The sequence below is a fragment of the Pseudomonas pisciculturae genome (assembly GCF_015461805.1).
Classification (GTDB): Bacteria; Pseudomonadota; Gammaproteobacteria; order Pseudomonadales; family Pseudomonadaceae; genus Aquipseudomonas; species Aquipseudomonas pisciculturae.
In genome coordinates this window covers 252,843-275,158 of the sequence record NZ_JACVZE010000005.1, presented here as the reverse complement: position 1 = coordinate 275,158, position 22,316 = coordinate 252,843, and the positions used below count along the sequence as shown (strand labels likewise).

Below are 22,316 nucleotides of genomic sequence, written 5' to 3'. Positions count from 1 at the left end.
GTGGTCAGCGAAAAAACTCCCCGGGCGTGGCCTCAAACTGCTGGCGAAACGCATTGATAAACGCCGACGTCGACTCATACCCGCACCCCAACGCCACATCCGTCACCCGCTCGCCTTGCTCCAGGGCGGGCAGGGCGCTCAGCAGCCGCAAGCGCTGGCGCCACGCGCGAAAGGTCAGCCCGGTATCTCTCAGGAACAACCGGCTCAACGTCTTCTCACTCACCCCCAGCTTCTGGCTCCACTGGCCCAGCGTGGTCTGCTGCTCCGGGTGCAGATTCAAACTGCGATAGATCTGCCGCAAGCGCGGGTCCAGCGGCAGCGGCAACATCAAATCCACTTGCGGCGCCGCTGCCAACTGATCCAGCACCACCTGGGCCAAGCGCCCATCCGGGCCGTCCTCGGCATATTCCACCGGCAACTCGCTGAAGCTGCGGATCAGTTCGCGCAGCAGGCAGCTCACTTCCAGCACATGGCAGTGCTCGCTGGCCCAGGCGGTGACGCTGCAATCGAGGTACAGGCTGCGCATTTCTGTGTGGGGCGAGCTGAACACCCGATGCGGCACACCGGCCGGGATCCACACCGCACGCTGGGGCGGGGCGACGAAGCGGCCGACGGCTGTTTGGATCTCCAGCACCCCGGAAATCGCGTACGACAATTGCACCCACGGGTGGCTATGCCGGCGGGTCAACGCTCGATTGGGCAAAGATTCGGTGCGCCCATACACCGGCCGGGGCAGGCTGGAAAGCCCAGGCACCGTGCGGCGCACGGTTTTGTCATGTCCTTTAGGCGGCATTTACTGGCTCATTGGCGTTAGTCGGTAACAAACCATTACGTTAGAGTCGTCAGCACGCTCTTGGCAACCCCGGAAGAACCCACTGATGACTCGGCCCCGCTTTCTGCCCGACAACTTCACCCTGACGCTGATCGCCACGGTGATCCTCGCCTCTTTGCTGCCCGCCAGCGGCCAGACCGCCGTGGCGTTTGGTTGGGTCACCAACCTGGCCATCGCGCTGCTGTTTTTCCTGCACGGCGCCAAACTGTCCAACCAGGCCATCATTGCCGGTGCGGGCCATTGGCGCCTGCACTTGCTGGTGTTCAGCCTGACCTTCGTGCTGTTCCCGCTGTTGGGCCTGGCGCTCAAGCCGGTGTTGTCGCCGTTGATCGGCAAAGACCTGTACATGGGCATGCTCTACCTCTGCGCGTTGCCGGCCACGGTGCAGTCGGCGATTGCCTTCACCTCACTGGCGCGGGGCAATATCCCGGCAGCCATTTGCAGCGCGGCGGCGTCCAGTCTGTTTGGGATCTTCCTCACGCCGCTGTTGGTAACGCTGTTGCTCAACGTACACGGGGAGGGCAGCTCCACCGTCGACGCCATCCTGAAAATCAGCGTGCAACTGCTGCTGCCGTTTATCGCCGGGCAGATTGCCCGTCGCTGGATTGGTGCGTGGGTAGGGCGCAATAAGGCCTGGCTGAAATTCGTCGACCAGGGCTCGATCCTGCTGGTGGTGTACGGCGCGTTCAGCGAAGCGGTCAACGAAGGCATCTGGCATCAGATCCCGCTGTGGGAGCTGGGCGGCCTGGTGGTGGCGTGCTGTGTGTTGCTGGCGTTGGTGCTGGTGGCGTCGACGGTACTGGCCAAGGCGTTTGGGTTTAACCAGGAAGACCGCATCACCATCTTGTTCTGCGGTTCGAAGAAGAGCCTGGCGACCGGCGTGCCGATGGCGCAGGTGTTGTTTGCCGGGGCGAGCATGGGCGTGCTGATTCTGCCATTGATGTTGTTCCATCAGATTCAGTTGATGGTCTGTGCGGCGTTGGCGCAGCGCTACGCCAATCGGCCGGAATCGATTCCGGAGTTGATGGGGCGAGTCGACCCGTAACTTTTCCTTCAGTGACTGACGAATGGCCTTAAGTTAACGCCTGACAAGCCGACTGACTTCTTGAGACTCCAAGAAGGAATGTCGCTATGAACGTTAAAGGTTTGTCAGTGGTTTCAGGCTTTCTTGCAATGTGGGCCGGTGGCTGCATGGCCAGCGGTGTGATCCAGTTTCAGGGGCGTATTGTCTCGCCAAGCTGTGCGGCTGGCGCCTCGGGCGGCTCGACTCTGGAATTGAAGGGGTGCCCGCAGGCCTACCGTGGTAATCAATTTGATGTACAGACCGTCCGCAGCGTGCAGGCGGTAGGCAAATCACCCGTCAACATCAAGCTGGTATCCGACAGTGGTGAAGGCCGTTTTTACGACCAGCGGTACATGCTGGTGGATGCCGGCGGCAAGCCCGTTCAGTCGGGGGCTTACATCGTCACCATGACCGCACCGTGACGAAACTGATGGCTTTTTGATCAGGATCAGCGTCAACACACCGCCGAGAAACCTATAGAATGCTCGGCGGCGGCGCTTGTCCTGGGTGGCCGTTTGATCATCGTCCGAGTACCGCGCCCTTCAATGAGCATTTCAGCCGCAACCCCCCAAGCCAATTGGCAACCGGTCATCGCCCTCGCGTTGGCCGCCTTTGTGTTCAACACCACCGAATTCGTGCCCGTCGGGCTGCTCAGCGCCATTGGTGCGAGCTTCGACATGCCGGTGTCCAGCGTCGGCCTGATGCTGACGATTTACGCGTGGATCGTGTCCCTGACCTCGCTGCCGGTGATGCTGCTGACCCGCAACGTCGAGCGGCGCAAGCTGCTGATTGTGTTGTTCTGCATGTTTATCGTCAGCCATATTCTCTCCAGCGTGGCCAATAGTTTTGGCCTGCTGATGGTCAGTCGGGTCGGCATTGCCTTGTCCCATGCGTTGTTCTGGTCGATCACCGCGTCGCTTGCGGTACGCCTGGCGCCGGAGGGCAAGCAGGTGCAAGCCCTTGGCTTGCTGGCCACCGGCACTTCGTTGGCGATGGTGCTGGGCATTCCGCTGGGCCGCCTGCTGGGTGAAGCCATGGGCTGGCGCACCACGTTCCTGGTGATCGGCGCGTTTGCCGCTGCCCTGGTGTTCTGGCTGGCGCGCACGTTGCCGCCACTGCCGAGTCAGAACTCCGGCTCCCTGCGCAGCCTGCCGTTGCTGTTCAAACGCCCGGCATTGGTGGCGCTCTACGTGCTGACCGCCATGACCGTCACCGCACAATTCACCGCCTACAGCTACATCGAACCCTTCGTCGAAGGCGTGGCCGGCATGAGTGGCAGCGCCGTGACCCTGATCCTGCTGGTGTTTGGCGGTGCGGGCATCATCGGTTCACTGCTGTTTAGCCTGGTGCACCGCTTCAACCCGCACCTGTTTGTGGTCGGCGCCGTATTCATCCTGGCGGCGTGCCTGGCGCTGATGCTGCCGTTGAGCGGCGCCGAATCCTACCTGGTGGTGCTGAGCATTTTTTGGGGCATGGCGATCATGGGCTTTGGCCTGGCGATGCAGTCCAAGGTGTTGGTGCTGGCGCCGGATGCTACGGATGTGGCCATGGCGATGTTTTCTGGCATCTACAACATCGGCATCGGCGGCGGCGCCCTGATGGGCAGCTGGGTCGGCAGCCAGTTTGGTTTCGCCTGGATCGGCGCGGCGGGCGGGTTGTTGGCGGTGCTGGCATTGGTGATGTATTGCCTGGCGATTCGTCGGTTTGGGCAGGGTGTATCACCCACCTGACACAGGCGACACAAATATAGAGTGGAACCCTTTCTAAATGTGGGAGCTGGCTTGCCTGCGATGGCGGTCTTTCAGTGCCGGATGTGCTGGCTGACAGACTGCTATCGCAGGCAAGCCAGCTCCCACATTTGACCGAGTGCGCTTACAAAAAAACGCCCACCAAAACATCATCGGCGGGCGCTCGGGAGTGACCGGGGCAGCAAGGAGGGGGCTGCCCGGTGTAGGGATTGCTTGAATCAGGCCACTGGAATCAACGGATCTGCCGCCGCCAGTGCCGCCGCGCGATCAGCGGCTGGCGGGTAGATCCAGACGGTGTTGATCTGGTGTTTGAGCTCCTTGGCTTCCTGGCCCACCAGTTTCAGCTGGCGGTCCCAGCCTTCGGTAAACACCGCGCCCCAGGCGCCGAGGTCAAGGCAGGTCACGTACTTGGGCTGGCTGTACGTCATCGGGGCCACGCCGATCAGGTCGGCGGCGACGTTGTTGCCGGCGTAGCGCCCCAGAGCGATGGCGTGCTGGCAGGACATGCCGGCGAAGTTCCCCAGCTCGTCGGTCGCGGCGTAGGCCACGTCACCGGCGGCGAACACATCGGCCTGGCCTTTGACTTTCAGGTTGCCGTCTACGTGCAGGCGGCCTTGTGGGTCGCGGGTGCCGCTGACTTGCTCGGTGAGCGGGTTGGCGCGAAAACCGATGGTCCAGATCACGGTGCTCGAATCAATCCGCTGGCCGTTCGCCAGGGTCACGCCGCCCGCGTCCACCGATGCCACTGAGGTGTTGAGCACCCAATCCAGGCCCAGTTCTGTACTTGCTTCGATGATCGATGGGCGGATGCCATCGCCCATGGATGCCGCGATCTGTGGGCCGCGGTCTACCACGATCACGCGTATGTCAGCGCTGTCACCGAGGGCTTCACGTAGCCGCGCTGGCATTTCGGTAGCCGTTTCGATACCGGTAAAGCCGCCACCGGCGACGACAACCGTATTGCGCGCGGCGCTCTCTGGCTGGTTTTTCAGGGCCTTGATGTGGGCTTCCAGGCGCGTGGCGTCTTCAATCTGATCCACATCGAAAACGTGCTCGATCCCTTGCATCTGCGGGCGATTCAAACGGCTGCCGGCGGCCAGCACCAGGCGGTCGTACTTGATCGTGGTAGAGGTGCCCGCGGCGTTGCGGTAGGTCACCTGCTTGCCGTTTTCGTCGATGCTGTCGGCCGCGCCTTCGATAAAATTCACGTCGACGGCCTCAAACAGCGGGCCAAGGGGCGCCATCATGGTGTGCACATCGGCCTCGTAGAAACGTGGGCGAATGCGCAGCTCGGGTTGCGGGGCGAGCAGGCTGATCTGCACGTCGTTGCGGTTATGTTTGTCCAGCAGCCGGGCCGCGCTCAATGCGCTCCACACACCACCAAACCCTGCGCCAATAATAAGAATGTGCTGTTTCATGGTTTGCTCCTGGAGACTCTTCGTTACATGAGTGGGACTGCGTGTAGAAAGACTAACCAGGCCGCCTGCCTTCAACACTTCTACCTAGGGTCAGCGCGGGCATGCGTAAGTGTGAGGCGGCTATACCAAGGTATTAACGACCTAACAGGCGTTCGAGGCAGGCCATCAGTTGCGCGCAGGAAAACGGCTTGGGAAAGCACGCAATCGGGGCCGGCAGAGTGGGCGCGAGGGTGGGCGATGGGCCGGAGTACCCCGTGATGAAGATCACCGGGATGTCGATGCCTTGGGCATGCAGGGTTTCGTAAAGCTGGATGCCCGACAGGCCGGGCATCTGGATATCGCTGATCAGGCAGGCGCAGGTGCGCGGGCCTTCGGAGCCCAGGAACGCTTCGGCATTGGCGTACAACCGAACGGTGTAGCCGTTGGAGCGCAGCAGCCCATCCAATGCCATGCGAACGGACTCATCATCATCGACGACGGCAATTATCTTGGTGTCAGACATTTCAATACCTGGAGGCTATCGGGCTGCACATGGAAGCAACCCGCCATCACCTCAAGATACGCCGTCCTTATCGGCAAAATACTATACGTGCGTATAGCGGGCGCTGCGTGGTGGGGCACACGGTTGAGCTGGTTTACACGTGGTAAAACTCGCTCGACCGTGATGCTGCCATAGCTCCAGCGCAATGCTCAACGTTGTGCAGATACCTATGCTCATCGTGAGCAAGCCCGCACGCATTGGGATCTTCACCTCTGGGCTTATTTGTAGCGCTGCTCAAACATCGCCACCTGCTCGGGCTTGATGAGTTCGAACGGCACCCACACCTCCGCTTCAATCGGCTCGCCCTTGATCATCTTGATTGCCGACTCCACCGCCTTGGCCGCCTGGGCTTTCGGGTCCTGGAACACCGACGCCGCCAGCAGCCCACGCTTGACCGCCGCCAAGCCATCCGGCAAGCCATCAATACCGACAATCGCCACTTCACCCTTGGCCTTGCCCGCTTGCTGCAACGCCATCCCCGCGCCAATCGCCATTTCATCATTGTTGGCGACAATCGCATCGAACTGCGTACCCGCCAGCAGCCAGTTGCTGGTCAGGTCCATGCCCTTGCTGCGCTGCCATTCGGCGCTCTGCTGTTCCACCACCTTGATGTTGGGGAAGTCCTTGAGCACCTGCTTGGCGCCTTCAGTGCGGTCGTGGGTGGCGTTTTGTGCAAGGTCGCCCATGATGATCGCCACGGTGCCTTTGCCGTCGAGTTTTTCTGCCAGGTAGCGCATCTGCAACTGCCCGGCTTCAAGGTCGTTGGAGGCCACGGTGACCACGCCCTTGGGCAGGGTGCGCTCATCCGGGTGGCGGTTGACGTACACCAGCGGCGTCTTGGCCGCCACGGCGGCGCGGGTGATGTTGGCGGTGGCGGAGGTGTCCACCGGCAACACAATCACCGCGTCGACCTTTTGGTTCAGAAAGCCTTCGACCTGGTTGAGTTGACGCACCACATCGCCCTGGGCGTCTTCGAACTGGATCTTCACGCCTTGTTGCTTGGCGGCGGTGTCCAGGCCGTTGCGCACGTAGGTCATGAAGTTATCGTCCACCCGGGCAATGCTCACGCCGATGCGGTAATCGGCGAACGACAAGGGGCTGAACAGCACTAACAGCGAGGCAACAATCAATGCATAGCGGTTCATAAGGGTGTTCCTTTTATTGTTATAGGGTGAACGCTTGGCGGAATCGCTCCAGGGCCAATTCGCTGTCGCCGCTGGCCCAGCCTTCGAGGCCGACCACGCCGCTGTAGCCCATGGCATGCAAAGCCCTGGCAATGGCAGGGTAGTGGATTTCACCGGTGCCGGGTTCTTTGCGACCCGGCACATCGGCCACCTGGATTTCGCCGATGGCGTTGCCGGCACGCTGGATCAGCTCGATCAAATTCCCTTCGCCAATCTGCGCGTGGTACAGGTCCAGGTTCATCTTCAGGTACGGGCTGCCCACGGCTTCGATCAGCGCCAGGGTGTCGTCGGCGCGGGCGAACGGGGTTCCGGGGTGGTCGACTTCGGTGTTGAGGTTTTCCAGCAGGAACACGCGGCCGGCGTCTTCGCCCAGGCGTGCGATTTTTTCCAGGGCCTTGCAGGCGCTCAGCCACATGCGCCCGGTGGTCTGGCTCACGGGTTGAACGGGCAGGCCGCCTTCGCCCAGGCCGGTGCCATGCAGGTTGAGGCTCGGGCAGTTGAGCTGCTCGGCAACCCCGATGGACTCACGCGCGCTGTCGAGCAATTGGCGGATGCCGTCCGGGTCGGTCAGGGTGCCGGTGATGTAGCCGGTCATCGACGTAAAGTCGGCGCCGGTCGCCACCAGCGCGCCGATATCTTTATTGGTCCAGTTCCAGATTTCGGCACTGAAGCCCAGCGCATGGATGCGTTTGACGCGCTCGATAAACGGCAGGTCGAGAAACACCATCTCGGCACTGATTGCCAGTTTGAACGGGCTCATACGGCCACCGCCTGGCCTTGTTGGAAGGACTCGATGCACGCACGGGCAATCGCCAGGGCGGCGCGGGCGTCTTCGCCGCTGGCCAGGGGCTTGGCGCCGGTGCGCAGGCACTCGGCGAAGTGGTTGAGCTCGGCGATGTAGGCGTCGCGCAGCAGGTCGGTGTCCAGGCGCTGGGTGTCGGCCTGGATGCCTTGGGCCAGGTAGCGCACCAGGTCCGACTCGTTGACGCCGCCCATGGTCAGCATGCCTGCGCTGCCGAACACTTCACCGCGTACGTCGTAGCCATACACCGCCTGGAAGTTGGCCTCGGCGGTGGCAATCGCGCCGTTATCGAAGCGGATGGTGACCACTGCGGTGTCGAGGAAGCCTTTGCTCTTGAAGTCCGGGGCGATCAACGCGTCCGCCATCACGTGCACTTGCACGGCTTCGGCGCCGGGGTTGAGATAGCGCAAGGTGTCGAAGTCATGGATCAGGGTTTCGAGGAAGATCACCCACTGCGGCGAGTTGGCCGGGTTGTTCAGCGCCGGGTCGCGGGTCAGCGAGCGCAGCAATTGCGGGGTGCCGATACGGCCAGCCACGACATCGAGATGGGCGGTGCGAAAGCTCTTGGCGAAGCGGCGGTTGAAGCCGACCTGCAACGGCACGCGAGCGTCGGCGGCGGCAGCGATGGCGCGGTCGGCTTCATCGAGGGTGATGGCCATCGGTTTTTCGCAGAAGATCCCCTTGCCGGCGCGGGCGGCGCTGATGACCAGTTCAGCATGGCTGCGGGCGGGGGCGGCGATGATTACGCCGTCGATATCCGGGTCGTTGAGCAGTTGCTGTGGGTCGGTGTAGACCTTGGCCACCCCCAGCTCGGCAGCGAGGCGGGCGGCTTGGCCTGGGGTCGGGTCGGCAATGGCGGTCAGGCTGGCGCCGGGGATGTGCCGAGCCGCCGTCAAACCGTGGAAGCTGCCCATGCGGCCGGCACCGATCAAACCCAGGCGGATGTTCTGTGTACTCATGAAATGACCCCTTTTTTATTGTTGGCCTCAGGACGGTCCTGATGGGCAAAGAGGTAAGAGCAAAGGTTGTGCCAGTTTTTAATTCGTTGATATTTATAGAATAATTAAAATCAAAAAACAAAAAGTGTTCATTTCAATGACATGCCTATACTGACATGTCAAAAACATGAACATGGATACCCCCAATGACCATGGCATTCAGCGTACAAGACCTCGACTACCTCACGGCCTTGGGGCCGGCGGCCCTTAATGGAGGCCCGGTCGCCGCGTTGGAGCAGGCATGGCGCGATTGCCTGGCCGGTCAGGTCGAGCGCCCGCCTCAAGTGCGGCAAGTGATCTGGGACTCATGGCGGCGCAGTGTCGAGGCGGGTATCGACCCTGCTGACAACGCCTATCGCTTCGTCAGCCCCGAGGCCTTGGTCGCAACGTTGGCGACACATCGCGTGCTGATCGCCGCCGCTGCGCAAGTCATGCATGGCCTGTTGGCCTACAACCCGCGCGGGCATATCAACCTTACCGATGCCCAGGGCACCACCCTGTATTTCTGTGGGTTGGATATCACCCCGGTGGGCAGTCGCCTGTTGGAGGCTGTGCAAGGCACCAACTGCACCGGGCTGGCATTGGCCCAAGATCATCTGGTGTATGTGCTCGCCGAAGAAAACTTCGGCATTGGCCTGCGCCAGCGCCGCATGCACTGCGCCGCCGCGCCGATCAAGAATGCCCAGGGCGAGACCTTGGCCATGCTCACCCTGACTGCCGAACCTGGCTGGTTTCATTTCCATACGCTGGGCACCGTTCAGGCGGCGGCCGATGCCGTGTCACGCCAGATGGCCTTACAAGGGCTGCTGGAAGAACAGCAAACCGTGCTCGAAGTACTCAACGAAGGCCTGGTGGTGCTGGATGAACGCGGCTGCATCAAGGCGCTCAACCGTTATGCGCGACAACTGTTCGGGGTGGGGCTGGAGTTGATCGGCAGCCCATTCCAGCAACTGGGCCGCAGCGAACTGAGCGACAGCCTTGGCGAGCCGGTGCGCGACCTCGATTGCACCTTCCACCTGCACGACCGCAGTCAACTCGCCTGCCTGGTCTCAGTGTGCCCACTGGAGCAGGGCGGGGTGATCGTGTCGCTGCGCGAGAACCGCCGTATCCGCGAAATCACCCGGCGCATCATCGGCACCCAGGCCAGATACACCTTCGACACCATCCAGGGCAGCTCGCGGGCGATCCAGGACGCGCTGCACTTGGGCCGCATCGCCAGTCGCAGCGATTCCACCACCCTTATCCTTGGCGAAAGCGGCACCGGCAAGGAGCTGTTTGCCCAGGCAATCCACAATGGCAGCGACCGTCACAAAGGCCCGTTTGTGGCGGTGAACTGCGGCGCGATTCCACGGGACCTGGTGCAAAGCGAACTGTTCGGGCACGTCGAGGGCGCGTTTACAGGCGCCACCCGAGGCGGTTCGGCGGGCAAGTTTGAGTTGGCGGATGGCGGCACTATTTTTCTCGATGAAATTGGCGACATGTCGTTTGACGCCCAGGTCAGCCTGCTGCGGGTATTGCAGGAGGGTGAAGTGACCCGCGTCGGCGCGAAAAACTCGCGGCAAGTAGACGTGCGCATCATTGCGGCGACCCACCGCAACTTGAGCCAAGCGGTGGCCGAAGGGGCGTTTCGCGAAGACCTTTACTACCGCCTCAACGTGCTGAACTTGACCGTGCCACCGCTGCGCATGCGCCGTGAAGATATCCCGCTGCTGGCGCGTTACTTCCTTGCACGCTGCGCCCGCTCGCTGCGCAAATCGGTGCAGGGTTTCGCCCCGGATGCCCTGGCATTGCTCTCGGCCTACGGCTGGCCGGGCAACGTGCGCGAGCTGGAAAACAGCATCGAGCGCGCGACCAACCTGGCCATGGGCGAGCTGATCCAGCCGGCCGACCTGCCACTGGAAGCCCGGCACCGCTCACCGACACGCTTGCACGAGCCGCAACCGGCTCAAGACTTGAGCAGTCATGAAATGAACGCCATCGTCGCCGCGCTGCAAGCCACCGGTGGCAACATCCGCTTGGCTGCGCAACAGCTGAATGTGTCGAGGGGCGGGCTGTACAACAAGATGAGCCGGTTTGGTTTGAATGCCGGGGACTTTCGCGGGCACTGAAGTTTAAGGCTGGCGCAGTTCAAATGTGGGAGCGGGCTTGCTCGCGAATGCGGTGGGTCAGTGACAGATGCAGTGACTGACACCCTGCATTCGCGAGCAAGCCTGCTCCCACATTTGATCTCTGTGTGTCATGCAGACAGGTTCTCCGACGTCACGATTTGCGGCGGTATATACACCCGATGCCGCACCGGATCAAAGGCGTCGCAGGTCTGCAACGTCAGTAGCAACTCAATCAACGCCACGCCTGTCTGGCGCGGTTGTGAGTCCATCACCACATCAATCAACCCTTGGCTCAGCGCCTGGCGGGACAGCTCGGTGGACTCCTGCAGGATGCAACACAAATCAGGCCGCTTGGGCAGCTGCGCCAGGGCATTGATGATGCCGTCGCCACCCCCGCCAACCACGCACAGGCCGCGCAGGTCGGTGTGACGGGTGATCAGGTCGAGGGTGGCTTCTTCGGTGATGTCGCTGTTGTCGAGGTTGATCAGCGGCTCAAGTGGCTTGAGCCCTGGCGCGTGCTCGGCGAGGTAGCTGTGCAGGCCTTCAACCCGGGCCTGGTGGCCGAGAAAACGGTGGCCGCCGAGCAGAATCCCCACGCTGCCTTTGCGTGCGCCGCAGGTGCGGGCGAGCAGCCAGCCCATGGTGCGGCCAACGACGTGGTTGTCCTGGCCGATGTAGGGTTCATCGGCCTGCTCGTGGATATCCGACAGTAACGCGACCACGGGCACACCGGCTGTGCGGATCTGCGCCAGGCAGGCGTTGATCAACGGGTGGGCAAAGCTGACCACCGCAAGGCCATCGCACTGCACGGCCAGTTGTTCGATCTGCGCGACGATAGCGCTGGGGCTGCGGTCCACGATGTACTCGAACTGGCACGTGAGGTTGGCGCCGGCATGGTGCTCGGCTGCCGCGGCAATCGACTGCGCAAGGGTCGCGTAGAACGCTTGAGCGGTGGCCAGCAACAGGATGCCGAAGCGATAGGTAGGGCGGCGTTCACGAATGCGCTGGCCAATCAGTCGGGCAGCAAAGTAACCCACGGCTTCGGCGGCCTGGAACACTTGTTCGGCCGTTTCCGGATTAACCGGTGCACGGGCATTCAATACCCGATCGACGGTGGCCACGCTGAGGCCCGCCTGCGCGGCCACGGTGGCGATGGTTGGGCGTTTATTATTGTTCATGACAAGCCCTTATTGCGTCTTGATAGAAAACTATCAAGCCCCGCTGGGCCTGGATGATAGCTTGATAGGGAATGGATTCAAGCCCTTGAGGCGCATTTGTGCGCTCTCTATATTTTCTCCAGCAAAGCACCTGAAACCCCACGCTTGCGGAGAACAATAACAATGCCTGAACACACCGCTCACTCCCAACGGCGCGACTACAGCCTCACCGGCCCCGAAGCCGCCCGCGCCGCCGAAAAAGGCCTGGTCTCGGCCAGTTGGTACCAATCGCCGATTTCCCGTAAACGCATGAAAGAACTGATGCAACGCCGCGACGGCCCGGCACTGCGCGACACTGCAATCTGGGTCAGCGCGTTGTTCGCCACCGGGTTTGGCGGCTACTGGTTCTGGGGCACGTGGGCCTGCGTGCCGTTTTTCCTCGCCTACGGCGTGCTCTACGGCACCGCCTCCAACCCACGCTGGCACGAGACCGGCCACGGCACGGCGTTCAAGACTCGCTGGATGAACGACGTGCTGTACCAGGTCGCCAGCTTCATGTGCATCTTCGAGCCCCATGTGTGGCGCTGGAGCCATGCACGGCACCACACCGACACCATCGTCGTTGGCCGTGACCCGGAGATCGTCGAGCCGCGCCCGCCGAGCTTCTTGATGATGTTCCTCAGCGTGTTCAACCTGCCTTTGGCCTGGAAGACCTTCAGCGGTGTGGCGCGCCATGCCATGGGCCAGATGAGTGCTCAAGAGGCCGACTTCATCCCTGAGTCCGAGTGGCCCAAGGTGTTCCGCGCCGCACGTATCTGGGTCGCCATCTATGCCGTGATCATCGGCAGCGCCCTGTACCTGCACAGCTGGTTGCCGCTGATGTTGATAGGCCTGCCGAGTATCTACGGCGCCTGGCTTGGCTACCTGTTCGGCCTCACCCAGCATGTGGGCCTGGCCGAAGACGTGCTGGACCATCGCAGCAACTGCCGCACCATCTACATGAACCGTGTGCTGCGTTTTATCTACATGGACATGAACTACCACCTCGAACACCACATGTACCCGATGGTGCCGTACCACGCACTCGAGCAGTTGCACGAAGAAATCCGCAACGACTGCCCACCGCCGTACGCGAATATCTTCGAGGCCTACAAGGAGATCCTGCCGACCATTTGGAAGCAGCGCAGCGATCCGAATTACTTCGTCCAACGCCCGATTCGGCCGAGTGCAGAGCCGTCTGCCGATGTTCCGTCACATGCGCAAGCGGCTGTCAGCTGACCATCTTTAAAAAATAAGAGAGAACGCCATGAACGATGAATGGATCGACGTCTGCGCCATGGACGATATCGACGAAGAAGACGTGCTGCGCTTCGATCACGGGTCCCATACGTATGCGGTGTACCGTTCGGCCGAGAATGAGTTTTTCGCCACCGCCGGCCTGTGCACCCATGAAAAAATCCACCTCGCCGACGGCCTGGTGATGGACCACGTGATCGAGTGCCCCAAGCACAACGGACGCTTTGATTATCGCACCGGCAAAGCCATGGGCGCACCGGTGTGCGTCAACCTCAAGACCTACCCGGTACGGGTCGAAGCGGGGCGGGTATTGCTCGCTGTCACGGCCTGAACATGAACGCTCCCTTGATCATCGTCGGCGCCGGCCATGCCGGTGGCCGTGCGGCGCTCACCCTGCGCGAAGAAGGCTACACCGGGCGCCTGATCCTGATCGGCGACGAGCCGCACCTGCCCTATGAGCGCCCGCCACTGTCCAAGGGGCTCTTGCAAGGCACGGCGGATTTGGCGGGTTACAGCCTGTTCGATAACGACCGGTTGACCGAGTTGGGCATCGAGCATATCGGCGCCAACCCCGTCACCCGGTTAGAGCCACACCAACACCGTCTGCAACTCGCCGACGGCCAGTGGTTGCCCTACGCCGGCTTGCTGCTGGCCACCGGCGGCCGGGCGCGGCGTTTGCCCCAGCAACACGCCAACGTGCTTTACCTGCGCACCCATGATGAAGCGCTGGCCTTGCGCAGTGCGCTCAAGCCCGGCACGCGGCTGGTGGTGGTGGGCGGCGGTTTTATCGGCCTTGAAGTGGCGGCGACTGCACGCGGGCTCGGTTGCGAGGTGACGGTGCTGGAGGCTGGCCCACGCCTGGCCGGCCGGGTGCTGGCGCCAGTGATCTCCCAGGCGTTGCTGGATTTGCACCGTGAACAAGGTGTGGACGTGCGCTTGAATGTGGCACTCGAATCCATCCAGGCCGATGCCGTGCTGTTGGTGGATGGGCAGCGGCTGCCCTGCGACCTGGTGGTGGTGGGCATCGGCATGCAACCCAATATCGAACTCGCCACAGCGGCCGGGTTGGACGTAGGGCAGGGCATTCGCGTCGATGAGTACCTGCGTACCAGCGCCCCCAATATCTATGCGGCAGGCGATGTGTGTGAGTTTCGTTTGGATGGTCTCTATCAGCGCCAGGAAACCTGGCGCAATGCCGAAGCTCAGGGCCGGCACGCCGCATTGAACCTGCTGGGGCGCGAGATTGGGTTTGATGCGCTCCCCGGTTTTTGGTCCGACCAGTACCACTGGGGCCTGCTGACCGTGGGTATGATGACGGATTCCGTGATCACGCGTGCATTGCCCGGCGGTGGTCTCTTGCTGTTCTACCTCGATGCCGATCAGCGTTTGCAAGGCGCCTGCGGCTGGGCGCCGGGCAACAGCGTGGCCAAGGACATCAAGCTCTGCGAACGCTTGATCAGTGCACGCACCCCACTCAACCCGACCAGCCTGGCCGATCCCGAGCTGTCCCTCAAGCCACTGTTGCGAGGCTGATATGCGCCAATTTCTGGTGTTCCAATCCCTGTGGGCGATGCAGACCGAGCCCGGCCCGCTGGAAGCCCAGCTCGACCGCATCAAGGCTGCCGGTTTCGACGGCATCACCGACCACTACTGGAAGCCCGCCGACGTCGCGCGCCTGCACGCCGCCACTGCTGAACGGGGCTTGCAGATCGAAGGTCAGCTATTCCCGCAATCGGTGGATGACTTGGCGGCCGCGCTGGATGTGATCAGCCGCTATGGCTGTCACCACCTCACCCTGCAAGCCGATGTGCGGCCGCGCACGCAGGTGGAGGCCGGGCGTTTGGTGGAAGGCTGGCAACGGCTGGCCGAGCAAGTGGACTTTCCGGTGTTGCTGGAAACCCACCGCTATCGCCTGACCAACGATTTGCTGTTCACCCTCGACCTGCTGGCGCAGATGCCCGATTTGAAATTGCTGGCCGACCTGTCCCACTACGTTGTCGGTCGCGAACTGCCTGAGCCAGGTGCCGCCGAGGACGATGAACAGATCCGTACCATTCTGCGTCACAGCTGGGGTTTTCATGGCCGTGTGGCCAGCAGCGAACAGGTGCAGGTCTCGCTGGAGTTTCCTCAGCATCAAGCCTGGGTGCAGCGCTTCACCGAGTGGTGGCGCTACGGGATTGAAGACTGGCTCGCGCGCCCCAACACGCCGCAAAGCCTGTCCTTCACGTGCGAGCTGGGCCCGCCACCCTATGCGATCACCGGGGCCGATGGTCGCGAGATCAGTGATCGGTGGGCTGAAGCCGTGAAGATGCAGGCGTTGATACGTGAGGTGTGGCGCAGTTGCCAGCAATGATGCGGTGGAGACATTTTCTGAACCTGACACAAATTCAAATGTGGGAGCGGGCTTGCTCGCGAGCGCGGTGGGTCAGCCACCATCTACATCTACTGACCCACCGCTTTCGCGAGCAAGCCCGCTCCCACACTGGATTATCGGTGATGTTGGAACGGTGACCGATCAGGCAAGCCCTGCGCATCGCCCATCAGCCAGCAGAAAGGTACGCTGCCCTATTGGACTGACCCCAGGTTTTGTGAACAATGGCGCCCTGCGTTTTTCACCTGAGAGCCCCATGTCCGAAACCACCGTCGAATTGATCCAGACCGGCCCTGAAGAAGCCGCGCTGATCCGCAATCTCTACCAGTACTACGCCTATGAGTCGTCAGACTGGGAGCAGGAAGATGTGGAAGAAGATGGCCGTTTCTACATCCATGACGAACACCTGGCTCGCTACTGGCAAGACCCGCAATGGAGCGCCAATCTGCTGTTGGTGGATGGCTATATAGCGGGCTTCCTGTTGATCGAAGGCAGCGAGTTGCCAGGCATCGACGCTTTGGAGCTGGCCGATCTGTTTATCCTCAAGCGTTATCGCCGCAAGGGCATTGGCCGCGCCATTGCCAGCCAGGTGCTGTGCAGCGGGCAGGCCAATTGGCTGGTGCGGTTCTATGATCAGGATGAAGTGTCGCAAGCGTTCTGGCGCACGGTGCTGGATAACCTGCCGCGCCCGGTGCAAACACTTGAGCTGGATGATGACCCGCAGTTGGTGAGCTACCTGATCACGCGGGCGGCGCTGCATTAAACGCCTGCTGCATTGCCTGCGGCGGTTGGCCGAAGGCGCGTAGAAAGGCCTGGCGCATGCGCTCGCGATCACCGAAGCCGGTTTCGCGGGCCACCACTTCCACCGGGTGGCGGCTGGTTTCCATCATCGCCCGGGCAGCCTCGACCCTAAGAGACTCAATGGCCTTGGCCGGCGTCTGCCCGGTTTCTTCGCGAAACACGCGGCTGAACTGGCGTGGGCTGAGCCGCGCCACATCGGCCAGGGCCTCCACCGACAAGTCGTGCGTGAGGTTCTCGCGGGCGTAAGCCAGGGCCAGTTGCACGCGGTCTGATTTTGGGTCCAGCTCCAACAACGCTGACAACTGCGACTGCTCGCTGCCTCGGCGCTGGGCGATCACCAGTTTGCGTGCAATGCGTCGGGCGAGGTCGCTGCCCAGGTCGTTCTCCACCATCGCCAGTGCCAAGTCCACGCCTGCGCTCATGCCGGCGCCGGTCCACACTTGGCCGTCCACCACGAACAACTTGTCTTCTTCCAGATGGATATGCGGGTAGCGCTTGCGAAAGGCCGGCGCGTGGATCCAGTGGGTGGTGGTGCGCTTGCCGTCCAGCAGCCCGGCTTCGGCCAGCACGAAAATACCCATGCACAGCGAGGCCACACGCCGCGATTGCGCGGAGGCGGCCTTGACCAGCTCAAGCAGATTGGCTTCCGGCAGGCGAAATTCCAAATAGCCGCTGACGACCAGCGTGTCGTAGCCCTCGGGTCGGATCGGCGTGGTGTTCACCGAAAACCCCTGGGACGTCATCACCGCGCCGCCGCACTCCGACACCAGGTGAAACTCATACGCCGGCTCGCCCCGCAGCAGGTTCGCGCACTCAAACACCGAGCCCAGGCTGAGGCTCAGGGATTGGAAGTTCGGGTAAACCATCAGCGCAACACTGTGCATCGTCGTTCTCCAAGGGCGTGGGAGGGGGGATTGTCGGCGTGTGCCAGGCAAACGGCAACTGGGCAGTGGGGCGTGTCCGGAATCCTTGCGGATATGACATTGTGAGGGTTTAGCCCAACTCCTAAGATTCACCCAACGCACTAGACCGACTGGTCTAATCGCTTGGAGTGAAACATGAATAACGAAACCAAAACTGCACGGCAGATCATTTTGGAGACCGCACTGCCGATTGTCGGTCGCAAAGGGTTTTCTGCGGTCGGCCTGAACGAAATCCTTCAAGCCGCCGACGTGCCCAAAGGCTCGTTTTATCACCACTTCAATTCCAAGGATGCCTTTGGCGTCGTACTGCTCGACACCTACTTCGATCACTACGTGCAAGGCATGCAGCAGCTGTTTGACCAGCCGGGTTTAACCCACTTGGCCAAGTTGATGCGTTATTGGCAATGTTGGATCGACAACCAGACCGGCTGCACCGATGCGGGCAAATGCCTTGCGGTAAAACTCGGTGCGGAGGTGTCAGACCTTTCAGAACCCATGCGCCAGGCACTGCAACGCGGCACGTCGCGCACCATTGAGTTACTCGCCGTGGCGATGCAGCGCGGCGTTGAAGATGGCTCGTTGTTGCTGGCCCACAGCACGCAGCACCTGGCCCACCAGCTCTACGCGTTATGGCTTGGCGCCAGCGTCATGAGCAAGATCACCCGTACACCTGCGCCTTTCGACGAGGCGCTGTTGCTGACCCGGCACCTGTTGGGCCAGCCCGAACACACCGTCACTCACACCTATCGAGGCACTGGAAAATGAAAGTATTAATGGTACTGACCTCTCACGACCAGCTTGGCGATACCGGGCGCAAGACCGGCTTCTGGCTCGAAGAGTTTGCCGCTCCGTATTACGCCTTCAAGGACGCCGGCGCGCAGATCGTGCTGGCATCCCCGGCCGGCGGCCAGCCGCCGCTGGACCCGGTGAGCGACCTGCCGGACTTCCAGACCGAGCAAACCCACCGCTTCGCCGCCGACCCTGCGGCCCAGCAAGCGCTGGCTAACACGGTCAAGCTGGACACGGTCAACGCCGATGACTTCGACACCGTGTTTTACCCAGGCGGCCACGGCCCGCTGTGGGACCTGGCCGAGTCGCCGACCTCCATCGCGCTGATCGAAGCCTTCGAACGCGCCGGTAAACCCATCGGGTTTGTCTGCCATGCCCCGGGCGCCTTGCGCCACGTCAAGGCGGTCAACGGCGAGCCACTGATCAAGGGCCGTCGTGTCACCGGGTTCTCCAATTCGGAAGAAGCCGCCGTGGAGTTGACCGATGTGGTGCCGTTTTTGATTGAAGATGAATTCAAACGGTTGGGCGGCAAGTACGAGAAGGGCGCCGATTGGCAATCCTTTGTGATCGACGATGGTTTGTTGGTCACCGGCCAGAACCCTGGCAGCTCCAGCGATGTCGCCAAAGCCCTGCTGAAACTCACCGCTTAAATTAATTAACCGCGTTATGGCTTGGCGACTCTCAAGAGTCGCCAACGCTTTTGCTCGCCCAGAATTTGGAAATATTCAAATGGCTAACAACGTTCTAAGTAACCCGGTGAACTTGGGTGCTCATACATTGAAAAACCGTGTGGTGCTGCCACCGTTGACTCGCCAGCGCAGCGCTCAACCGGGCAATATCGCCACCGACTTGATGGCTGAGTACTACCGTCAGCGCGCCACGGCTGGTTTCATGGTCAGTGAAGGCACGCAGATTGAACCCCGTGGCCAGGGTTACGCATGGACACCGGGTATCTACAGCGCCGCCCAGATCGAGGGCTGGCGCAAGGTCACTGACGCCGTGCATGCCGAAGGCGGGGTGATCTTTGCCCAGTTGTGGCATGTGGGGCGTGTGTCCCACCACGGTTTGCAGCCTGAGGGGGCGGCACCGGTTGCGCCGTCGGCGATCCAGCCCAAGCAGGTCAAGGCCTTCATCGAAACCGCGCCGGGCGAAGGCGAGTTGGTGCAACCGCCGGTGCCCCGTGCGCTGAGCACGCGAGAGGTCAAGGAGTTGGTCGGGCTGTATGCCGAAGCGGCGCGCAATGCGATAGCCGCTGGGTTTGATGGGGTGGAAATTCATTCGGCCAACGGTTACCTGGTCAACCAGTTCATCTCGGCCCACGCCAACCAGCGTGACGACGAATACGGTGGCTCTCTGGGCAACCGTCTGCGTTTCCTGCGGGAGATCGTCGAAGCGGTGAGTGACGCCGTCGGCCCGCAACGTTTGGGTGTGCGCTTTTCACCGTTGTTTAGCGGCACCGACCAAGACCGCGTCTACATCGGCCTGGTGGAAGAAGACCCTCACCACACTTATATCGAAGCGATCAAAGTGCTGGAGGCATCCGGCATCGCCTACGTCTCCATCGCCGAAGCCGACTGGGACAACGCCCCGGAACTGCCGCAAACCTTCCGCCGTGCCGTGCGCGACACCTTCAGCGGGCGGGTTATCTATGCCGGGCGCTACACCGCTGAGCGTGGGGCGAAACTTGTTGAAGCCGGGCTGGCGGATTTAATCGCCTTTGGCCGACCGTTCATTGCCAACCCGGACTTGCCACAGCGGTTGTTCAACGGCTGGCCATTGAACCCGTTGCAGGCGCAGGGGATGTACGGCGGCTCGGAGCAGGGCTACACCGATTACCCCGTCTACAGCTGACTAATGTGGGAGGGGGCTTGCCCCCGATAGCGGAGTATCAGCCACAGATGCAATAACTGATGCTCCCTCATCGGGGGCAAGCCCCCTCCCACAATTGATGTGTGGTAGTTTCAGATTAGCTGACCCGCAACACAATCTTGCCAATATGCTCCCCGCCCTCCATCCGCGCATGGGCCTGATCCGCCTCGGTGTAATCAAACACCTGGTCGATCATCGGCAAGCAACGCCCCGCCGACAGCGTCGGCCAAACATGCTCACGCAATTGCGCAGCAATCTCGGCTTTCTCATCCTGGGTCCGCGCCCGCAACAGCGAGCCGGTGACGATTGCGCGCTTACCGAGGATGGTCAGCAAGTCCACCTCATTGGCCTTGGCGCCGCCGAGAAAACCCAGCATCACCAGGCGCCCGTCCATGGCCAGGGCCTTGAGGTTATTGTTGAGGTACGAGGCACCCATGATGTCGAGGACCACATTCACGCCCCCGTCGCCAATGACCTCGACGAAGTCTTGCTCGCGGTAGTTGATCGCCTCGGCGCCCAGTGCGCGGATGGCCGCGCATTTATCTTCGCTGCCAGCGGTGGCAAACGCTTGGATGCCGAACTCGCGGCACAGCATCAGTGCGGTGGTGCCGATACCGCTGGTGCCACCGTGGATCAGCACACGCTGGCCCTTGTGCGCGCCACCGATGCTGAACAAATTGGCCCATACCGTGAAGAACGTTTCCGGGATCGCTGCTGCCTGAATCCACTCCATACCCTCGGGAACCGGCAACGCCTGGCCGGCGGGCACCGCGCAATATTGTGCGTAGCCGCCGCCATTGGTCAGGGCGCAAACCTTGTCACCCACGGCGTATTCGCTCACGCCTGCGCCCAACGCTACCACTTCACCGGCCACTTCCAGGCCGGGGTAGGGGCTCATGCCGGGTTTCATCGGGTACTTGCCTGCGCGTTGCAGCGCATCGGGGCGGTTGACCCCGGCGGCGTGCACGCGAATCAGAATTTCGCCGGCGGCCGGGGAGGGCACGGGCACCTGGCGCGGCTTGAGCACTTCAGGGCCACCGGGGGTGGTGATTTCAATCAGGGTCATGTCGGTAGGCAGGGTCATTTTGCGAGTCCTGTAACGGTGAGCGTATGGAGTGGGACCGTGGCGGACGGTCGGCGGTTCAGCATCAGCATGCCCAGTTCCAGCAACAGCGCGACCACAATTGCGCCGGCGGCGATCATAAACAGCAGTGCATGCTGCCCGCCGCTGCTGTTGAACAAGGCCGAATAGGCAAAGCCAGACAGCGCCTGGAATGATGCAAAAGACACCGTGGCACGGCTCCATGCGACTTGTTGCTGGTGATGGTTGGGCAGCAGTTCATGCACCCGCGCCAGAGCCAGCGGCACAATGCCCGGTGGGAACGAGCCGAGGATCACCGCCAGTACGGCCAGGGCCGTGAACGAACCGGCAAACGGCAGCAGGCCAACCGCAAGCGCCTGCACCACCAGCACCACGCGGATACTCACGCGGGCACCGAGTTTGTCGGCCAGAAACCCGTAGGTCACCGGCCCCACAATCGACCCCAGGCCGTACATCACCCAGATCATCGCGCCGATATGCGCCCCGTCACCCAGGCCGCGGGCTACGTAGTCCACCAGGAACACCATCGCTGGCACCAGGCCCGCCGCCATAAACGCGTATTGCGCAAACAGCAGGTACACGCCGGAGGGCGTCGGAGCCGAAACGCCCGCTTGCATCGGTGCTTCATGAGGTGTGCTGGCAGGCCACGCGAACCAACTCGCGGCCGTCAACACCAGCGCCAACAGGCCCAGGCCAAACCAGGTCTGTTGCAAGCCCAGGCTCAACAACGGCGGCACGATGGTGCCGGAACCTGCGATACCCAAGCCGATGCCCAGGAAGATCGCGCCACTGGCCAGGCCCCGGCGCGCCGCCGGCACATGGGGCAATACGGTCGCGGCCACCAACACCATGATCGCGCCACCGGCGATGCCCGACAGCAGGCGCCAGCCGAAGAACCAGGTCACCGACAACGGGAAGCCACAAGCGAAAAACGCCAGGGTCACGGCGACCATCATCAGGCGCAGGGCGGTTTTATTGGAGGTGCGTTGGGCGATGGGCCGGCCGATCAGCGCGCCGATCAGGTAACCCACCAGGTTCGCGGCGCCGAGGTACACCACATCACTGGCGGAAAACCACTGGGCCTGGATCAACGTGGGAATCAACGGCGTGTAGGCGAACCGCGCCAGGCCAATACTGACCAGGCTGGCACAGAGGCCGGCGAAAATCGGCAGCCAGATCGGGCTGCGCGGTGAAGCATGGGTGTCGAGCATGATGGCTGTCCTGGGTATTTTTCTCTGGCGCCCAGCATATCCAGCTTTGGTGATGCAATAATGCTGCGAATTGTCGTCACGCTGATGCATATGTGCAGCACTG

General features: G+C 61.9%; 22 protein-coding genes. 12 read left to right on the top strand and 10 right to left on the bottom strand.

Going from position 1 to position 22,316, the window contains the following annotated elements:
* Positions 1–4: 4 nt before the first annotated feature.
* The gene (locus ICY20_RS15775) at positions 5–793 is read right to left on the bottom strand and encodes an AraC family transcriptional regulator (RefSeq protein ID WP_194937929.1); all 789 of its coding nucleotides are present in this window, start codon (positions 791–793) and stop codon (positions 5–7) included.
* Between the two features lie 85 nt (positions 794–878).
* On the opposite strand from ICY20_RS15775, the gene ICY20_RS15770 reads away from it, so the two are divergent.
* The 3 genes from ICY20_RS15770 to ICY20_RS15760 all read left to right on the top strand — a co-directional run bounded on the left by ICY20_RS15770 (position 879) and on the right by ICY20_RS15760 (position 3,625).
* On the top strand, positions 879–1,877 hold the full coding sequence (locus ICY20_RS15770; RefSeq protein ID WP_194937928.1) for a bile acid:sodium symporter family protein: 999 nt from the start codon (positions 879–881) through the stop codon (positions 1,875–1,877).
* 86 nt (positions 1,878–1,963) lie between these two features.
* Positions 1,964–2,317, top strand: a complete 354-nt coding sequence (locus tag ICY20_RS15765) for a type 1 fimbrial protein (RefSeq protein WP_194937927.1) — start codon at positions 1,964–1,966, stop codon at positions 2,315–2,317.
* Positions 2,318–2,440: 123 nt separating this feature from the next.
* On the top strand, positions 2,441–3,625 hold the full coding sequence (locus tag ICY20_RS15760) for a sugar transporter (RefSeq protein WP_159963123.1): 1,185 nt from the start codon (positions 2,441–2,443) through the stop codon (positions 3,623–3,625).
* 236 nt (positions 3,626–3,861) lie between these two features.
* Here ICY20_RS15760 and ICY20_RS15755 read toward each other — a convergent pair whose 3' ends face one another.
* From ICY20_RS15755 to ICY20_RS15735, 5 genes are all read right to left on the bottom strand, one after another.
* A complete protein-coding gene (locus ICY20_RS15755) occupies positions 3,862–5,061 on the bottom strand; it encodes an NAD(P)/FAD-dependent oxidoreductase (RefSeq protein WP_194937926.1) in 1,200 nt (399 codons plus the stop codon).
* A gap of 133 nt (positions 5,062–5,194) precedes the next feature.
* Positions 5,195–5,563, bottom strand: coding sequence for a response regulator transcription factor (locus tag ICY20_RS15750; RefSeq protein WP_159963125.1), 369 nt, complete (start codon positions 5,561–5,563; stop codon positions 5,195–5,197).
* Between the two features lie 257 nt (positions 5,564–5,820).
* Positions 5,821–6,747: a sugar ABC transporter substrate-binding protein gene (locus ICY20_RS15745; protein WP_194937925.1), complete on the bottom strand. Its 927-nt coding sequence runs from the start codon at positions 6,745–6,747 to the stop codon at positions 5,821–5,823.
* A gap of 19 nt (positions 6,748–6,766) precedes the next feature.
* On the bottom strand, positions 6,767–7,546 hold the full coding sequence (locus ICY20_RS15740) for a TIM barrel protein (RefSeq protein ID WP_194937924.1): 780 nt from the start codon (positions 7,544–7,546) through the stop codon (positions 6,767–6,769).
* Positions 7,543–8,547: a Gfo/Idh/MocA family oxidoreductase gene (locus tag ICY20_RS15735; RefSeq protein WP_194937923.1), complete on the bottom strand. Its 1,005-nt coding sequence runs from the start codon at positions 8,545–8,547 to the stop codon at positions 7,543–7,545. The genes ICY20_RS15740 and ICY20_RS15735 overlap by 4 nt, the downstream gene beginning before the upstream one ends.
* A 185-nt stretch (positions 8,548–8,732) precedes the next feature.
* Here ICY20_RS15735 and ICY20_RS15730 point away from each other — a divergent pair, with 185 nt between their 5' ends.
* Complete coding sequence (locus ICY20_RS15730; RefSeq protein WP_194937922.1) at positions 8,733–10,694, top strand: sigma-54 interaction domain-containing protein; 1,962 nt, start codon at positions 8,733–8,735, stop codon at positions 10,692–10,694.
* Positions 10,695–10,822: 128 nt separating this feature from the next.
* On the opposite strand, the gene ICY20_RS15725 is transcribed toward ICY20_RS15730, so the two are convergent.
* Positions 10,823–11,872 carry a LacI family DNA-binding transcriptional regulator gene (locus ICY20_RS15725; protein ID WP_194937921.1) on the bottom strand — a complete coding sequence of 350 codons (1,050 nt, stop codon included), beginning with the start codon at positions 11,870–11,872 and terminating at the stop codon, positions 10,823–10,825.
* A 162-nt stretch (positions 11,873–12,034) separates the two neighbouring features.
* On the opposite strand from ICY20_RS15725, the gene ICY20_RS15720 reads away from it, so the two are divergent.
* From ICY20_RS15720 to ICY20_RS15700, 5 genes are all read left to right on the top strand, one after another.
* Positions 12,035–13,129 (top strand): fatty acid desaturase family protein, encoded by a 1,095-nt coding sequence (locus ICY20_RS15720; RefSeq protein WP_159963440.1) that lies wholly within the window; start codon positions 12,035–12,037, stop codon positions 13,127–13,129.
* Positions 13,130–13,157: 28 nt separating this feature from the next.
* Entirely contained in the window at positions 13,158–13,478 is a 321-nt protein-coding gene (locus ICY20_RS15715; protein WP_194937920.1) for a MocE family 2Fe-2S type ferredoxin, read from the top strand.
* A gap of 2 nt (positions 13,479–13,480) precedes the next feature.
* The gene (locus tag ICY20_RS15710; RefSeq protein ID WP_194937919.1) at positions 13,481–14,680 is read left to right on the top strand and encodes an NAD(P)/FAD-dependent oxidoreductase; all 1,200 of its coding nucleotides are present in this window, start codon (positions 13,481–13,483) and stop codon (positions 14,678–14,680) included.
* 1 nt (position 14,681) lies between these two features.
* Positions 14,682–15,500 carry a sugar phosphate isomerase/epimerase family protein gene (locus ICY20_RS15705; protein WP_159963437.1) on the top strand — a complete coding sequence of 273 codons (819 nt, stop codon included), beginning with the start codon at positions 14,682–14,684 and terminating at the stop codon, positions 15,498–15,500.
* A 274-nt stretch (positions 15,501–15,774) separates the two neighbouring features.
* A complete protein-coding gene (locus ICY20_RS15700; RefSeq protein ID WP_194937918.1) occupies positions 15,775–16,281 on the top strand; it encodes a GNAT family N-acetyltransferase in 507 nt (168 codons plus the stop codon).
* Here ICY20_RS15700 and ICY20_RS15695 read toward each other — a convergent pair.
* Positions 16,259–17,203, bottom strand: coding sequence for a GlxA family transcriptional regulator (locus ICY20_RS15695; RefSeq protein WP_194937917.1), 945 nt, complete (start codon positions 17,201–17,203; stop codon positions 16,259–16,261). The genes ICY20_RS15700 and ICY20_RS15695 overlap by 23 nt on opposite strands.
* 174 nt (positions 17,204–17,377) lie before the next feature.
* On the opposite strand from ICY20_RS15695, the gene ICY20_RS15690 reads away from it, so the two are divergent.
* From ICY20_RS15690 to ICY20_RS15680, 3 genes are all read left to right on the top strand, one after another.
* Positions 17,378–18,007: a TetR/AcrR family transcriptional regulator gene (locus tag ICY20_RS15690; protein WP_194937916.1), complete on the top strand. Its 630-nt coding sequence runs from the start codon at positions 17,378–17,380 to the stop codon at positions 18,005–18,007.
* Positions 18,004–18,681 (top strand): type 1 glutamine amidotransferase domain-containing protein, encoded by a 678-nt coding sequence (locus ICY20_RS15685; RefSeq protein ID WP_194937915.1) that lies wholly within the window; start codon positions 18,004–18,006, stop codon positions 18,679–18,681. Before ICY20_RS15690 ends, ICY20_RS15685 begins: the two co-directional genes overlap by 4 nt.
* Before the next feature lie 79 nt (positions 18,682–18,760).
* The gene (locus ICY20_RS15680) at positions 18,761–19,882 is read left to right on the top strand and encodes an alkene reductase (protein ID WP_194937914.1); all 1,122 of its coding nucleotides are present in this window, start codon (positions 18,761–18,763) and stop codon (positions 19,880–19,882) included.
* 115 nt (positions 19,883–19,997) lie between these two features.
* Here the strand turns inward: ICY20_RS15680 and ICY20_RS15675 are convergent, their stop codons facing one another.
* Both ICY20_RS15675 and ICY20_RS15670 read right to left on the bottom strand, forming a co-directional pair.
* Entirely contained in the window at positions 19,998–20,984 is a 987-nt protein-coding gene (locus ICY20_RS15675; RefSeq protein ID WP_194937913.1) for an NAD(P)H-quinone oxidoreductase, read from the bottom strand.
* Entirely contained in the window at positions 20,981–22,213 is a 1,233-nt protein-coding gene (locus tag ICY20_RS15670; protein ID WP_194937912.1) for a YbfB/YjiJ family MFS transporter, read from the bottom strand. Before ICY20_RS15670 ends, ICY20_RS15675 begins: the two co-directional genes overlap by 4 nt.
* Positions 22,214–22,316: the final 103 nt, after the last annotated feature.